The 17,015-nt window shown below is 44.0% G+C and carries 11 protein-coding genes; 8 read left to right on the top strand and 3 right to left on the bottom strand.

Annotated features, from left to right (window positions below):
* A partial coding sequence (locus EZ437_RS08370; protein WP_165500363.1) for an IS3 family transposase occupies positions 1 to 630 on the top strand: 630 nt, incomplete at its 5' end.
* 352 nt (positions 631 to 982) lie between these two features.
* Here EZ437_RS08370 and EZ437_RS08365 read toward each other — a convergent pair.
* The 3 genes from EZ437_RS08365 to EZ437_RS08355 form a co-directional block, all read right to left on the bottom strand.
* A complete protein-coding gene (locus tag EZ437_RS08365; RefSeq protein ID WP_131595047.1) occupies positions 983 to 1,303 on the bottom strand; it encodes an RNA recognition motif domain-containing protein in 321 nt (106 codons plus the stop codon).
* Between the two features lie 93 nt (positions 1,304 to 1,396).
* On the bottom strand, positions 1,397 to 2,599 hold the full coding sequence (locus EZ437_RS08360; protein ID WP_131595045.1) for a PQQ-dependent sugar dehydrogenase: 1,203 nt from the start codon (positions 2,597 to 2,599) through the stop codon (positions 1,397 to 1,399).
* 49 nt (positions 2,600 to 2,648) lie between these two features.
* Entirely contained in the window at positions 2,649 to 5,423 is a 2,775-nt protein-coding gene (locus EZ437_RS08355) for a glycoside hydrolase family 2 TIM barrel-domain containing protein (protein ID WP_131595043.1), read from the bottom strand.
* Between the two features lie 161 nt (positions 5,424 to 5,584).
* On the opposite strand from EZ437_RS08355, the gene EZ437_RS08350 reads away from it, so the two are divergent.
* The 7 genes from EZ437_RS08350 to EZ437_RS08320 all read left to right on the top strand — a co-directional run bounded on the left by EZ437_RS08350 (position 5,585) and on the right by EZ437_RS08320 (position 16,992).
* Positions 5,585 to 6,607 carry a LacI family DNA-binding transcriptional regulator gene (locus EZ437_RS08350; RefSeq protein WP_131595041.1) on the top strand — a complete coding sequence of 341 codons (1,023 nt, stop codon included), beginning with the start codon at positions 5,585 to 5,587 and terminating at the stop codon, positions 6,605 to 6,607.
* Positions 6,608 to 6,663: 56 nt separating this feature from the next.
* Positions 6,664 to 7,233 carry an RNA polymerase sigma factor gene (locus EZ437_RS08345; RefSeq protein WP_131595039.1) on the top strand — a complete coding sequence of 190 codons (570 nt, stop codon included), beginning with the start codon at positions 6,664 to 6,666 and terminating at the stop codon, positions 7,231 to 7,233.
* Between the two features lie 98 nt (positions 7,234 to 7,331).
* Positions 7,332 to 8,273: an ABC transporter ATP-binding protein gene (locus tag EZ437_RS08340; RefSeq protein WP_131595037.1), complete on the top strand. Its 942-nt coding sequence runs from the start codon at positions 7,332 to 7,334 to the stop codon at positions 8,271 to 8,273.
* Positions 8,270 to 10,516: a Gldg family protein gene (locus tag EZ437_RS08335; protein ID WP_131595035.1), complete on the top strand. Its 2,247-nt coding sequence runs from the start codon at positions 8,270 to 8,272 to the stop codon at positions 10,514 to 10,516. Before EZ437_RS08340 ends, EZ437_RS08335 begins: the two co-directional genes overlap by 4 nt.
* A gap of 71 nt (positions 10,517 to 10,587) precedes the next feature.
* Positions 10,588 to 11,715: a FecR family protein gene (locus EZ437_RS08330; protein WP_131595033.1), complete on the top strand. Its 1,128-nt coding sequence runs from the start codon at positions 10,588 to 10,590 to the stop codon at positions 11,713 to 11,715.
* 195 nt (positions 11,716 to 11,910) lie between these two features.
* Complete coding sequence (locus EZ437_RS08325) at positions 11,911 to 15,585, top strand: SusC/RagA family TonB-linked outer membrane protein (RefSeq protein WP_131595031.1); 3,675 nt, start codon at positions 11,911 to 11,913, stop codon at positions 15,583 to 15,585.
* A gap of 12 nt (positions 15,586 to 15,597) precedes the next feature.
* A complete protein-coding gene (locus tag EZ437_RS08320) occupies positions 15,598 to 16,992 on the top strand; it encodes a RagB/SusD family nutrient uptake outer membrane protein (RefSeq protein WP_131595029.1) in 1,395 nt (464 codons plus the stop codon).
* Positions 16,993 to 17,015 lie beyond the last annotated feature (23 nt).

The raw sequence follows: 17,015 nt of genomic DNA, 5'->3' as shown, positions 1-17,015 counted from the left end.
ATATACCCAAAAAAAAGATACGTAACGACTACTATGTCCTTTCACCATTACAGGAAATGGCCTGATATGATCAATCGTACAAGCCCCATCATGGCCGAACAGGTATGGGTAAGCGACATTACTTATCTAAGAACAGGTAAAGGGTTTATCTATCTTTTCCTGATCACAGATGCCTATTCAAGGAAAATTGTAGGCTATCACCTTAGCCAATCCCTAAAAGCCTCTGGATGCATTTCTGCGCTAAAAAAGGCAATTGGGGCAAGAAAATATAAAAAGAGGCCTTTGATACATCACTCCGACCGTGGAATACAGTATTGTTGTGATGAGTATGTGCAGATCTTACAAAGAAACCACATTGCTATTAGCATGACCCAGTCGGGATCCCCATATGATAATGCAGTCGCCGAAAGGGTAAATGGCATCTTAAAAACAGAATTTGGCCTGTATGATACATTCCAATCTTATTCCAAGGCGGTGGGACCGGTCTGCAAGGCAATAGAAAAATATAACAACGTAAGACCCCACATGAGCTGTGAAATGATGACACCCGACAAAAGACACAACCAGGAATTTAGCCAATACCAAAAAAACAGTGTAAGGGCATATCTGTATGATGAAAATTTGATGTAAGGATATATCAGTATATCTTTTTATAATTGTAAGGATTTAACCGTTTAACTATCCGCTTTTTGTAAGGACAATTCAGTATAAGACAACTCGATCTTCGTTTGATCTGACACCTTTTCAGCTTCGGACCAGCTTCGGGCCAGCTTCGGCTCAGGTTCGGACCACGTTCGGAAAAACCCGTCTGTGAGCCGTCGCTGGCCCGATGGTTGTTGGTTGCCCATCCGCAGGCAGAACCTACACAGATGGAAGACAAATAGAAAACCAATAGAAATTATGGCACGGAAAAATTATCGCTTTGCTGCAGGAGTTTCCTGAGGTATGGAAAGCGCATCGGGACGAAATGAGAAAATTGGCTTTACCTTAACCTTGGTCTTTTCGTTTTTACGTCCTTACTAACCTTCGCATATTTAGTAGGCTTAACAATTTTAACAGGCACCTCTTCTGCGATTTTAACAGTAAGGGTATTCCCTCTGAAAGTAATGTCATTCAATTCTGCTACAGCCTTTTCTGCTTCAAGCTGATTGGTCATTTCTAGAAATGCATATCCCTTAGATTTTGCAGTAGCTTTGTCGCGCACTAACTTCACCGTGCGGACTTCAGCATAAATACTGACGAAGACTACCAAATCCATTTCCGAGACCTCCGGTGATAAACCGCCTACAAAGATTTTAATCATATAATAAGTTAGGATCATAAAATTAAAACAATTTGACCTTATTCGAGTATTTATTTAGAATTAATCTACAAAATATCAAACAATTCCTTGTCTTTACTTACCGCCAGATAGCTTATAGACCTTGCCCATGGTATTTCCAGGTCCTGTATCCGGATTGGTCAGTACGTAGATTTCACCTGCCTGGTCTTCCCCAAAGCCAGTTATTTTGGAGCCTTCAGCGATGTTTTGCAAGGTCACTTTTCCTCTCTGCCATACCGCACCCGCTTTTTGCAAATAAAATACAGGGCCTGTCCAGTCTGCAAACAAATATTTACCTTTTAGTGCAGGTATCTGCCGGCCGTTGTAAACATAGCCGGCCGTAACGGACACGCCTTCTCTATGATTGTATTCGGCGATGGGCATCGTAATCCCGTTCACATCACAGTCTTTAGCGGGATTGTAGCAATGTGTTCCTTCTGTTATCCTCCACCCATAGTTTCCGCCTTTCTTAACAATGTCAATCTCTTCCCATAGGTCCTGACCTACATCTCCGGCAAACAATTGCCCAGAGGCTTTGTCAAAGGAAAACCGGTATGGATTACGGAAGCCATATGCCCATATCTCAGGTTTAGTATTTGCTCTGCCAACAAAAGGATTGTCTTTAGGCACTGCATAAGCGGAATCTGCATTGATGTCAACGCGCAATATTTTACCAAGCCAGGTATTTAAATTTTGTCCGTTGCCAATTTCTCCATGCTTGTCACCTTGTCCGCCGCCATCTCCAAAAGATATGTATAAAAAGCCATCCTTGCCAAACTGCAAGCAGCCTCCATTGTGGTTTCCGTCAGGTTTATCGGCTGCAAGAATGATCCTGCCACTGTTGGGATCGGCTTTGTCAGCACTGGCCAGCTTGTATTCTGCCACCACATCTGTATGGTTAAATTTTCCGCTTGATGGTGTACTGTAAAACACGTAGAATTTTTTATTGACACTAAATTTTGGGTGGAGTGCAATTCCCAGCAGACCGCGTTCTTCGTAACTATTGTTTATTTTCGGCAGTTTGCTTTGCAGGTCAAGCACTGCTGAAGGACTCAGTTTCCCATTCCTGATCAGTCGGATCTTTCCTGTTTGTTCCGTTACCCAAATATCGCCATTGCCCGGGAAAACGATTGCAGTAGGCGCCTGCAGGTTGCCTGCGACCTGTCGTACTTTTAAAGTAATCGGTGCCGGCTCTTTAGCCGGATTAATTTTCCGAATCGCATAGGAAGAAAATAGTACAGCGGTGATGCTCAATCCAAACAATAGCGTCTTGTTCATTTTATGGTTGTATTTGTGTATTTGTTTTAATGTCTTAACTGTTAAGTTCTCACTGAAAATCAAACCATAAGGTACCGCTGACAGGCTCACCACTGGCTTTCACCTTCTGGCTTTGAGGACCCATTTGGGTGGCCGACTGAAACTTGTTACCAATGGCACTTATTGCATTAAGGAAACCAATACTACCTTCCGGAAAAGCAGGCTCTACATTGTTATTTTTCAATGCGGCTTTCTCTCTTTCAGGATGCAGCATTTGAAAAAACAGGTTTTTATCTTCCGTGTACACGGTAAATCCAGCTTCCTTATTTTGTATGGTCACCCAGTTTACTTCTGCATGGTATCCTTTGAACTCAGGATAACCAAAGGTTTCGCCCGTAATGGCGTTGTTGTAAGCTTTATGCCATACGCCGATCTGCTGTCCTTTGAGCCTGTTTTGCCATACCTTGTAAGGGCCTCGACCCAGCCATTTCATACCGGTGATCTTTTCTTCCGGATAATTGAACGTAATGCCCATAAAATCGAAATCGCCTTGCTGACTGTATTTGTATTCTAGTTTAACCCTGCTACCTGGTGTAAAAGTCCATTTTATATGTAAAGAGCCAAGGCCCTGGTAGTCGGCTTCTACAACATGCTGGCCGCTGTTCTTATGGTGCTTAAACTGTTTTAGCTCCGTGTTTATCCCCGCCAGTACAGGTCCGTTTGACAGTGATATGGTAGCCGATGGTTTCACCACCTTTTGGATATAGCCAGTCAGCTTGTCAAAATGGTAGCTGATGCCATCGCAGGTTACGATCAGGTTTTGTTCGGTTTCTTCAACTTTTTGGATCGTCTCACTGATCTTCACCGATCCTCTGACAGGTCTGGGTAACGCTATTTTCGCAATCGATGCCGGGGTACTGACGGCCCAGCTCCACGTAAAAATCTCCTTTTTATCAGGCCCGTATGCTGTTAGGTAGAGGGCATCGCTTTGCGCCCAGGATGCAGGTAGCTTTAAGTTGAGCGTTCCTTTCTCGCCTGGTTTGAGGCTGAGCGCGGCAGGAGTGCCGGTTGCCTTTGTAGTAAGTGCGGTGCTTTTGTCTTTTGCAGTAGGAAACTTAACCAGCTTCCATTTGAAAGTACATTGGTTGAGGTTGGTAAAAGAGTACCTGTTCTCCACAGGAATCTGACCTTTGAAAGCAGCATCAATGGGCTGCGGTTCTATATATACCGGCGACCAGACCTCTTTAATGGTATAGTAGCTGGCTTCTTTTTCGCGGTGCGGGCCGACAATGCCGTCTGCACCGTGGTTGCCATCTGAATCGTAAATACCGTTTTTATCGGTACGGATCACAGCCTCGTCAATAAAGGCCCAGATGAAGCCCCCTGCAAAATGAGGATGTTTGAGCATCAACCGCCAGAAATAATCCAATGCTGCACCAGCACCTCCATCATACAAGCCGTGCATAAATTCTGTAGGAAAATAAACTTCCTGGCCGGTAGCCACAGTCTTTTCTACTGCTTTATAATCCTGATAATGCTTTGTATCGGTACCGTTAAACTTCTCCCATGGGTGGATGACGGTACGTTTTTGAGGATCATATAAAGCATAGTCATTGTCAAGCTCGGTGTTCCAGCCACCCTCATTACCATTGTCCCAAAATACTATAGATGGATGGTTTACGTCTCGTATTACGAGTTCCTTAACCAGTTTACGACCCACTTCGGTATCATATTTTGCCTGCCAGCCGGTAAGCTCGTCCAGTACATAAAGCCCCAGGGAATCACATACATCCAGAAAGTCCACATCTGGCGGATAGTGTGACATCCTTACTGAATTCATATTCATTTCCTTCATCAGTTGCGCATCAAGAACGTGAACTTCATGGCTTAAGGTACGGCCTGTTTCCGGCCAAAAGCTATGGCGGTTGGAGCCTTTCATGATTACTCTGGCTCCATTTACATAGAAACCGTCATTAAGTCGAAGTTCGACGGTGCGGAAGCCGAACTTCTCCTTAATCTTATGAACTGTTCCTTGCTTATTTTTTATGGTTAGGACTACCTGGTAACGATTAGGAAATTCGGCACTCCATAAAAGTGGGTTTGTAAAATTGGCTTTTAGTTGCATCATCCCCTCTCCCGCGCTTGCGGGAACAGCAAAGGGTTTACCTACATTTTCACCGTTCAGCTTTTGCACCTGCCCTTCAATGGTTTCATCGCCCTTTAGTTGCTGTGTGTATACGTCTATCTGAAATGAGCCGTCGGCTTTGGCGTTTACAGCTGTCCGCTCAATGAAAGTATTGGGGACAATCTCCAGGTATACAGGCCTGAAAATCCCTCCGAACACCCAAAAATCGCTCTTGCGCTCGGCAGTATTGACAGAGGTATTGGTAGACATTTTGGATACAGTAACCTCCAGCAGGTTCTTACCGCTTGGCTTCAATAAATCAGTAATATCATATTTAAAACGGTAAAAGCTGCCCTGATGTATTGGGCCGGCCTCTTTGCCGTTAATCATCACCTTGGTATCGGTCATGGACCCTTCAAATACAATAAACACCCTTTTGTTTGTCCAGTTTTCTGAAAGAAACTCGTGTTTGTAAAGACCCTGTTCGGCTGCCTTGTCTTTGTCATGGCCATAATTATAACTTCCGAAGCCTTGCAGCTCCCAGTTGGATGGCACAGCAATCTTTGTCCATTCACCACTTTTTCTGCCTGCGGTACAGTAAAAATCCCATTGTACAGTATGGTCTTTATCTGTTCCTGAAAGGTATTTAATAACTGTTCCCTGCGAGAATGCACTGAAGCAGGCCAGCGATAACAATAATTGTAGTACTATTTTTTTCATCCGTATATTTGGTTTTATTGATGAGGGCTATGACAATAAATTCATCTGCATCCAGGACAAGATTAATTACTCCTGATGGACAAAAAAAGAATAAGCTCAACTAAAACTACGCAATCGTTGCCGAAAATGTATTGTCAGACGATTTTTTATTATACTTGTTTATGTTCCAAGCTGCAACCATTAAGCAAATTGCCGAGGCATTGTCCATCTCCCCTTCTACTGTTTCCAGGGCATTGCGAAACAGTCATGAAATCAGCGCCGAAACAAAAAAACGCGTGATTGAATATGCTAAAAAAATAAACTATCAATCCAATCCCATCGCGGTAAGCTTAAGAAACCGCCGGAGCAATTCAATTGGCGTACTGGTGGCCGATGTTGCAAATAGTTTTTTCTCGCAGACGATCAATGGGATAGAATCTATCGCCTATGAAGCTGGTTATCATGTGATCATCACGCAGAGCCATGACTCTTATGAACGGGAGGTAATCAATATTGGACACCTGGCCAACCGCTCAGTAGACGGAATTTTGATCTCTATGTCTTCACACACCACCGATTACAGGCATATTACCCAATTACATGAAAGGGGGCTTCCCATTGTGTTTTTTGACAGGATCATAGAAGAGATACAAACCTTTAAAGTTACTACCGATAATTTTAAATCCGCTTATGAAGCTACGGCACTGTTGATCGAAAAAGGATTTAAAAAGATCGGGCACCTGGCCAATGCACCGCAGCTTTCGATCACCGTGGAACGCCTGCAGGGTTACCTTTCCGCTCTGGCCGATCACCATATTGAATTTGATGAAAGATTGATAAAATACTGCCATGAAGGAGGCAGAAGCCAACTGGAGATAGAAGAAGCCTTAAACCACTTTTTATCAGATTCGATTGGAGCCGAAGCGCTGTTCATTGCCAGCGACCGGCTAAGTACAGTAACCATGCGCATCTTAAACAATGATCCTGATAAAGCAGAAAAGCTGATGATCATCGGATTTTCAAATTCAGACGTAATTGATATTTTGTCGCCGCGCATTTCTTATATACGGCAAAGCGCATTTGAAATGGGGCAAATTGCCGCTCAAATGCTGATTAAACTGATAGAAAGCAAATATCCGGTATATGAATTTGAAACCAGATTGCTTGAAGGACAGCTGCACTGGAGGGGAAATCCTAAAGGCTAATCCTATTACATGTCGTTTACTGAAAAAATTCATAAATTACCTCCCTTTAAGGAAGTATGGCAGACTATGGATTTCTTACTGACGCGGAACTTGTGGATTTACTCGAATCTGGGGACCGGAGTGCTTTTTCAGAAATCTATAACCGTTATAAATTTGTGCTGCACAACCATGCATGGAATAAAGTAAGAAATAAAGAAGAAGCCCAGGATACCATCCAGGAGGTTTTTACTATGTTGTGGTTAAAGCGGGAAAGCATCAGCATAGGGAACAACCTGCCGGGATATCTGTATAGTTGTGTGCGTAACCACATCCTCAATGTGATTGTTCGCAAAGATGTACAGAATAAATACATTTCTTCCATACAGCAATTTTCCGAATCGGCACCCGTGGTAACAGACCACCGGGTAAGGGAAAGCATGCTGAAAGCACTTATAGACAAAGAAATAGCCGGTTTGCCTCCCCGAATGAGAGAAGTCTTTGAGCTGAGCCGAAACCAGCACCTCAGCCATAAAGAAATTGCTGCCATCATGGGCACTACTGAGCAAACGGTAAAAAAACAGGTCACCAAGGCTTTGAAAATATTGCGGACAAAGCTTGGTCTTTGCCTGATGCTTTCTGTCTTTTAATAGCAATAGGGGCGTCCCAATCATTTTTTCTTTTTTTAAAATCTGCGTACCTCCTTGGCATACGTTGTCTTGTCTTACTATCAGACTAAACAAAAAAAATGAATAAAAGTATAGTAAAGATTGAGCACCTCTCTCATCGCTATCATAAAGACTGGGCAATCAGGGACATCAGTTTTGAGGTGGGTCAGCATGGAATTCTGGGCTTGCTGGGTTCAAACGGTGCAGGCAAATCTACCACCATGAACATTTTGTGCGGCGTTCTGAACCAAACCGAAGGAAATGTCTTTATTGATGGGATCAATATCCGCACAGAAGCAGAAAAGGCAAAAAGAAAATTAGGCTTTCTACCGCAGCATGCACCCCTGCACCTCGATCTTAATGTAGATGAGTATCTGAATTACTGTGCTGCGATACGCGATATCCCTGCCAGAGAGATCCGCTTCGCAGTGGCAGCGGTAAAAGAAAAATGCGGGATTGCGCATTTTAGCAAAAGGCTGCTTAGTAACCTTTCCGGCGGTTACCGTCAGCGGGTGGGCATTGCACAGGCCATTATACACAATCCCATGCTGGTGGTACTTGATGAACCAACAAATGGTCTTGATCCTAACCAAATCCTGGAGGTCCGAAAACTCATCCGCGAGATAGCTGAAGAACGGTCTGTCATCTTCTCTACACACATTCTGTCAGAAGTTCAGGCCACGTGTCAGGATATCAGAATGATTGAAGGCGGAAGAATGGTATTTGCTGATACAATGCAGGCATTTAACAATTACATCATGCCTAATTCGGTCCTCTTGTCGATGAAAAGGCCCCCTGCCCTGGAGGTACTTGCGGCGTTGCCCAACATCAAACGTGCGGAAAATGCCAATGAAGGAAACATCAGGCTACATTTTACAGCGTCGGAAGATATTTCAAAGATGATCATTGAAACCAGTATGAACCAGGGTTGGGAACTGACGGAGATCATGCTGGAAAAAAGCTCGCTTGACGAAATATTTGCACAACTCTCCAATCATAAAAAGCCGGAACAAACGAAATGAGAAAAACCTTAACGATAGCCAGACTTGAACTCAGCATCTTATTTTATTCACCAGTAGCATGGCTGGTGCTCATCATTTTCATCGTACAGAGCGGCACCCGTTTTTTGGGCATGTTTGGCGGTTACCGGGAAGCAATTGCTATGGGCAATAACGTAAATGATCTGACTTTTGCCTTATTTCCGGGTACGGGCGGTTTATTTGAGCAGACACTGCAGCACATCTACCTGTACATACCTTTACTTACAATGGGATTGATGAGCAGGGAGACGAGCAGTGGTTCGATAAAGTTACTATTGTCCTCACCAGTGAAGATAAAAGAGATCATTACAGGAAAATACTTGGCCATCACCACTTATGGATTTCTGCTCATCCTTGTGCTTGGAGCTTATGCCATTGCAGGTATGATGGTGATCAAAAATGCAGATGCCGGACTGATCATCTCCGGATTGACGGGCCTATTTCTGCTTACCTGCACCTATGCTGCTATTGGCTTATTTATGTCCAGCCTTACTCCCTATCAGGTAGTAGCTGCCATCAGTACACTTGCAGTTTTCGCAGGTCTGCAATATGTGGGCACTATCGGTCAGGAAATGGCCTTTATACGGGACATTACTTATTTTTTATCGATAGCGGGGAGAACTGACGACTTGTTGAAAGGTTTGCTGAACAGCAGGGATGTGCTTTATTTTCTCATTATCATCGCATTATTTCTATCGCTTTGCATCCTGCGTTTGGAAGCCGCCCGTTCAGCAAAGCGATGGACGCAGCAGATACCCCGATATGCAGTCGTTGTGACAGCTGCACTCCTGCTGGTATATTTCTCGTCAAGACCCAGATTCATAATTTATAAAGATCTGACAGCCAATAAATCCCAAAGCCTTACCCCGAATAGTCAGTTGGTAGCCAGAAAGATAGACGGGCCACTTACCATTACTACCTACGTCAACCTCTTAGACCAGAATGTTTATACAGGGCTTCCGGCCTCGAGGAATTTGGACCTGTCGCGTTTTGATCAATACCGGCGGTATATCCCCGGTCTTGAAATGAAGTATGTATATTATTATGACATCACCGACTTAAAGAACAATAGAAATATGATCTATCAGGGCGATCTGACAGGACTGAGCATGAAACAAATTGCAGAAAAGGTAGCGGACAATATGGGGGTCGATATGGGCGACTTTATGTCTCCTGCAGAAATACGTAAACTGATCAACCTGCAAACGGAGGACAATAACCTGGTGCGGATACTGGAGTATAAGGGTAAGAAAAGTACGTTAAGGCTTTATGATGAAATCGATGCCTTCCCTTCAGAAGCCGAGGTAACGGCAGCTATAAAGCAGTTGCTGGTACCGGCTTCAAAGATCGCGTTTGTAACCGGCCACAATGAACGGAGCAGCAGTAAAACAGGTGAGCGCAACTACCAGCTAATCACCAATGCAAAAAAAACAAGAAAGTCGCTGATCAACCAGGGATTCGAGGTGGCAGATGTAGATTTAAGCAGCCCCGATAAACTGAAGGATGTTGCTGTATTGCTGCTGGCAGATCCTGCAGAGCACCTGAGCAATGCTGAATTGGATATCTTGAAAAAATACATAGATAGCGGAGGAAATGTGATGGTGACTACTGAACCCGGACATCAATCTGTAATAAACCCCGTACTGGAACTGTTTGGCATGCGACTGAAAGAAGGCACATTGGTCATGCCCAGCAAAGACAATGCACCCACGCAGTTGACGATGAACAATCCTAAAGAAGGAATGCCGGTAGCGATGAGCGGTGCATCTGCTTTAATATACCGCTTTGAGGGTGGATTTAAGGCCGACACATTGCTGCTGAGTCCGCCTACCGGCTGGAACAAATACGGAAACATCGATGCCGCTGCGTCTGAATTGAGCTTTGATCCTTCATCGGGCGACACAAAGGGGAGCTATCCGGCTGCTGTGATTTTAAGCAGATCGATAAAGGGAAAATGGCAAAAGATCTTTATAGCGGGGGATGCTGATTTTATGTCGAACGCCGAACTTTCAAAGGCGATGAACAGCCGCTTTGCAACTGAGATATTTAAATGGCTTAGTAACGGTGAATTTCCGGTCGATACCAGCAGACCTGCTTCAAAAGACGACGATATTCAACTGAAAAAGAAAGAGATTTCAAATTTAAAAATGATATTTCTGGGTTTGGCCCCTATTTTAGTGGCATTATTTGGGGCATACATACTAATCAGCAGAAAAAGAAAATAATTTTTATAAATGGATACCTCCTTACCTGTCCCCAGCTTGTCTAACTGTTAACAAACATCCTATAAGTAATCATGACCGAACTGGAAGTCAGAAACATACTAAAGAAATACAGCGAAGGAACAGCCTCAGAAAGCGAAAAGGCCCTTTTGGAAAGCTGGTACCTGGAGTACAATAGTAGTCAACAGGCCGAGCTGCCGCTCTATGAGCGAATGGCCGCATTGGACGAAGTATGGTCAAAATTGGAATCAGCAAACCCGCGTACAAAAAAAATCAGGCTCTGGCCAAAAATCGCGATTGCCGGTTCTTTGCTGTTTATATTGAGTTTTGGGGGATATCTTCTGCTGCAGCAGCAAGGACACTCAGACATTGACCTGCTGGTTAAAAATGATATCCCCGCAGGGAAGAATGCCGCAACGTTAACCCTTGCCAATGGCAAAAAAATATTGCTGGATCAAACGAAGGAAGGACTGGTAGGTACGGAATCGGGAATAGGCATTAGTAAAAGTAGTGCAGGCAAACTGACTTATGCTGCCGAGCTGATAAATGGGGATAATAGCGAACCCAAATACAATACGCTGGAAACGGCGAAAGGTCAGCAATACCAGGTGGTTCTTCCGGACGGCTCTACGATTTGGCTAAACGCGGCATCATCTGTTTCCTACCCAGTGATATTCAGTAAAAAAGAGCGTTCTGTTGAAATCACCGGGGAAGCATATTTTGAGGTAAAGAAAGACCAAACCAGGCCGTTTATAGTAAAGAGCAAAGGACAGCAGGTAGAGGTGCTGGGCACGCATTTTAATGTCAGCACTTATGCTGACGATCCTGCAATAAAGACGACCTTGCTGGAAGGATCGGTAAGGGTATCAACCAATGGGACCAGACAGACCGCAGTGCTTTTACCAGGACAGCAAGCCAGTTTAAACAACGGAAAACTGGCCATCAGCAGACCAGAAACTGAAGAGGTTATCGCTTGGAAAAATGGTTATTTCATGTTTGAAAGCGAGGATATCCAGTCAATCATGAGAAAGATATCCAGATGGTATAACATCGAGGTGACTTATGAAGGAGAAATACCGCAGGACACTTTTAGCGGCACAGTAGACCGATATGCTAAAGTTTCTCAGATATTAAAGAAGCTGCAGCTTACTGATAAAGTACGTTTTAAAATTGAAGAAAGGAGGATTATCGTAACGAAATAAACCCGATCATACGATGACCCAATGATAAGGGCCAGAAGTGCTTGCTACACAACCGGCCCGGTGACTGGATCATATTCATACAATTTGCGATTCTATTCAACAAACCAGACAAACAAACTTAGGCAATATTGCGGAGTATAGCAATATTGAAGGCCCTTCATCGGCTGCCTCTGTCTTTGTCATAAACCAGATGAAATGTATAAAAACCAATTTGATAAACTATTGCTCATTATGCGATTGACTACTTTAATTTTAATAGCCACCATGATGCAGGTCAGCGCCACAGGCCTTGCCCAAAAGATCACGCTGTCTAAAAAAAATGTAAGCCTGAAAACGCTGTTTAAAGATATCCGCAAACAAAGCGGCTACAATTTTTTGTATACGGACGGTCAGCTTACAGCTACCAAGCCTATCACCATCCAGGTGGCGGAACAAGACCTGGAAGAAGTACTGACCCTGATTTTTAAGAACCAACCACTCACCTATACCATAGACGAAAACACGGTTGTGGTAAAGGAACGCAAAAAATCTTTGCTGGACCAGCTGAGTGATTACCTGCAAGCCATTGATATTACCGGTCAGGTTTTGAACGAGGTCGGGTACCCCATGCTCGGTGCAGTAGTGCGCGTAGAGGGAACGAGAAAAAGTACGGCAACAGATGTTACCGGAAAATTTGCATTTACAAACCTTGATCCTGGCGGCCGACTGATCATTTCATATGTTGGCTATAGAACAGATACAGTGGCGATTAGCGGAAAAAGAGACTTTCTGATTAAAATGGAACCCCAGATCAGTCAAATTCAAGAGGTTAGTATAGTATCAACAGGTTATCAGGACCTGCCAAAGGAAAGGGCAACCGGATCGTTTGAAGTGGTCAGCAAGGAGCAATTACAGCACAGTACCGACCCAAATCTTGTAAGGAGACTGGAGGGCATTACCACATCAATGGATTTCAGGAATGACCTGAGACCTGTCAATTCCAGTAATCCGAATGCACAGCGATCGCCCTTGGTAAACCTGACAATCAGAGGTAAAAATACGCTGAATGAAAATGCCAATGCTGACCTGAACGGAAATTACAGCGGACAGGTACTGGTAGTAATAGACGGGATAGCCACGCCCTATTCTATAGATAAGGTCAACCCAAATGATGTAGAGAGCATTACGATACTCAAAGATGCCGCAGCAAGTTCCATCTGGGGCTCCAGAGCTGCAAATGGCGTAATCGTGATAAAAACTAAAAAAGGCGGCTACAACAGCAAGCTGCGTATTTCATTCAACAGCAATGTAAGCGTTTCAGAAAAAGTAGATCTTTTTTACAATAAGACCATGAGTGTTTCTGAATTGATAGATGCACAAAAATCGCAGTTTTTAAACGCGAACAGGCCATTACCGGCTGTTAGCATTACTACTTTGTATGGACAGGAAACCATTTCACCGGTAGCAGAGATTTTGGATGCCTGGAAGTTTAAGGGTACGCTTACTGAGGCACAGGCCAATGCACAACTGGATGTGCTGAGGGGAAATGACATCAGACGTGATTATACTAATTATTTTCTGCGTAACGGAGTAACTCAGAGCTATTCACTTGGACTGGATGGAGGAACAAACGCATTTAACTACCGGCTCTCAGGAGGGTATGACAGGACAGTAAACAATACCCAGAATTCCGGACTGGACAGAGTGGTACTTACTTACAGCGCTGCAGCCAGACCTCTTAAAAACCTCGAATTGCAGGGAAACATCAGCTACAACGTTCAGAACAATAACGAACAGGCAGAGCAAAACAGGATCACCGGAATCTCTAACGGAACATTCTTTCCCTACTCGCGTCTGAAAGATGAACAGGGAAATGCGCTGGAACTCACGAAAACCTACCGTCCCGGATTTATAGACCTCTTTGAGCAAACGTATGACAAAGGTCAGTTCCTGAGCTGGAGGTACAAACCGCTAGAGGACATCAATGAAGGGTACAACAACCTGAAATCACAAAACCTTAACCTTAATTTTAGCAGTAATTATAAAATTATTGACGGCTTGTCGGTACAGGCTACCTATAACTATAATACAGGAAGAAATGAAGACAATTCGCTTTACCGGCAGAATTCGTTTTACATGCGAAACCTGATCAACTATTTTACCACCTCGCTGGTATCTACCAATCCCATGACGGGCAATTCGGTAACACCGTATGTAAAGCAGTTGCCACCAGGCGGTCAGTACACTACGGGACTTACTAAATCCAGCAACCAGACACTGAGAGGCCAGCTGAACTTTGACAAGAACTGGGCGGAAAAGCACCAGGTATCTGCAATAGCAGGTATGGATGTAGCACAAAATTACAGCATCTCCAAGACAGATGGCTATTATGGCTATGATGAAAATACGCTTAGGAGCAATAATAAACTGGATTATAAAACAATGATCCCAATTGTGTTTCAGGAAGATTTTAGTGGCTACAACGGAGAATACATTCCTAATTTATCCACTGGATTCGTAGACAACAAAATACGGACCTTTAGTTCTTATGCGAATGCGGCCTATACCTACGACCGGAAATATACACTTTCGGCCAGCATACGTAAGGATATATCCAGTGAATTTGGCCGTGGCACCAATGAAAAGGGAACACCTTATTATTCTGTAGGTGGTAGCTGGAATATTGCCAATGAGCCTTTTTACCATTCAGATCTGTTCCCGGTATTGATCTTTAAATCAACATTCGGATACAATGGAAATGTAAACCCATCAGTGCTGGCGCGTCCGCTGATCACGTATTCAGACTTCAATGGCGTAAATGACTTGCCATATGCATATACCAGTTTCGGTACTGGCATCTCCAACAGTAAGCTTCGTCCTGAAAAAACCGGTATATGGAATATCGGGCTGGACTTTGGATTGCGCGGCAATCGTCTTTCAGGAAGTTTACAATATTATAATAAGCAGACTACAGACTTATTGTCGAATGGGGCACTCGATCCAAGTACCGGCTATACCAATATCACTTACAATACAGGCAACCTGAGGGGCCATGGTATCGACTTCAACCTGAACTCCCTGAATGTGCAGGCCGGATCATTCAGATGGAACAGCAATTTTCTTTTTAGCTATAACAAAGTTAAAGTCACTAAACTGTATGCCAACGCTGCCAGTGCAGCGGGAAGTGTGGTAACGAACAGCACAGGTTCGTTTAACGAGGGGTATGATCTATCCAGATTGTTTGGCTATAAATGGGCAGGTCTGGATCCTCAGACAGGTGATCCGAGAGGATACGCAGACGGGGAAATTGTCACAATTGCTAACAATGCCGCCGGAAATACTGCTTACCAAAATATACAAAACGCACCGATTGGCTCATTGAAATATTTTGGTTCAGCAGTTCCTGTATATTTTGGTGCTTTCAGGAATACCTTTAGCTACGGGGACTTCTCTGTTTCCGCTAACCTGATGTACAAGCTTGGGTATTACTTCAGAAGGCCTGCATCGCAGGTAGTCAATTATAGCCAACTGAACAGCACCATACCGGCAATACAGGGGGTAGAATATCAGGATAGGTGGCAAAAACCAGGTGATGAGCAGCGAACAAATGTTCCCTCTGCCATATTTACTTCCAATAACCAGAACAGGGACAATTTTTACCGGTATTCGGAGATTAATGTACTGAAGGGAGACCACATCAGGTTACAGGAGATCAATCTCTCTTATACAATTAAAACAATGGGCAACAGGTTTATCAAGAATCCACGGATTTACGCCAATGTAAATAACCTGGGAATTATCTGGAAAGCAAATGATCAGGGAATAGACCCTGAGGTATTTGATTATCCGAACCCAAGATCGTATAGTTTTGGTTTATCCGCTAACTTTTAACATCTGCATATTATGAAATTACATCAATACATAACGTTATTAATCACACTTTGTCTGGTGTCCTGCCAGAAGTATGTAGACATCAAAAAAAGCGGCTCACAGTCTTTTTTGGAAACGGCGAATGACTGTCAGCTGATCCTGGACAATTATGACCTGTTTAACACAAATTATCCCATTGACGGAGAAATTTCAGCAGATGACTATCGCCTGAATGAAGAAAGGTTTGATTCAGACCAGATCAGCATTGAAGACCGCAATCTGTATTCCTGGAAAGCAGATGCCATACGCGCGGCAGGTCAGCAATGGGTAAGTTCTTACAACAAAATTTACCACACCAACCTGGTATTGGAGACGGTGGGGGATCTGGAAGGAAAAGAAGCAGCAAGCGTGCTGAATCCCATTAAAGGTGCTGCGTTATTTTTACGGGCCTATGCTTTATGGAACCTGGCTCAGTTGTATGCGAAACCGTATAATACAGCTACTGCCCCGCAAGATGCCGGTCTGCCGGTACATTTGATGTCAGACATCAATGACACACCGGGAAGAGGCACCGTAAAGGATACATACGATAGTATTGTCAAAGACCTGATTGAAGCCGCGGACTTAATGAACCCGACTTCTACGGTGGCATCACGTCCCAACCGTGTGGCTGCTCATGCCATGCTGGCAAGGGTATACTTGTCGATGGGAGACTATCCAAATGCGCTGATCAGCGCAAATGCGGCTTTGGAACTTAAAAGCACCCTGATTGATTTTAACACCCTGGACAAACAAAGCTTTGCACCATTCAGGAGATTTAATGCTGAAGTAATTTTTCATTCCACTGTCTTCCATCAAAACGGGACTTTAGAGCCCGGGTACGGATACGAAGACCTGGCGATAATAACACCTGAAATTATTGCAGAATATGCAAACAATGACCTTCGTAAAATTATCCTTGTAAAGGAGAATCTGGACGTTCCGGTTCCTTCTGGCACTTACCGTTTTATTGGAAACTATGAAGGCGCGGTCGGTTCGGCAAAGCTGTTTAACGGCCTGGCTGTAGATGAGCTGTACCTGATTCGTGCGGAATGTAATGCCCGGACCGGCAATGCAGCGACGGCGATGGAAGCCCTGAATACGCTCCTCAGAACGAGATGGTTAAACGGGACTTATGTTAACATCACCATAGCAGATGCAAATGATGCGCTCTCATTAATCCTTAAAGAGAGGAGAAAAGAGCTGTTGATGAGAGGGCTGCGATGGACTGATCTGCGCAGATTAAACCGTGATCCACAGTTTGCGAAAGTGCTGAGCCGTAAAGGCGGCACGGCTACCTATACCCTTCCTCCTAACGACATCAGGTATACTTTACTTATTCCGCAGGAAGTAATCACCAATTCAACACTGATTCAAAACGGACGTTAAGTAAATTAATTTAAGGGGGTCTC

The organism is Pedobacter psychroterrae (assembly GCF_004331695.1).
In the GTDB taxonomy this organism is placed as follows: domain Bacteria; phylum Bacteroidota; class Bacteroidia; order Sphingobacteriales; family Sphingobacteriaceae; genus Pedobacter; species Pedobacter psychroterrae.
The sequence above is the reverse complement of the archived record's forward strand: the minus strand, read 5'-3'. Positions and strand labels throughout refer to the sequence as shown.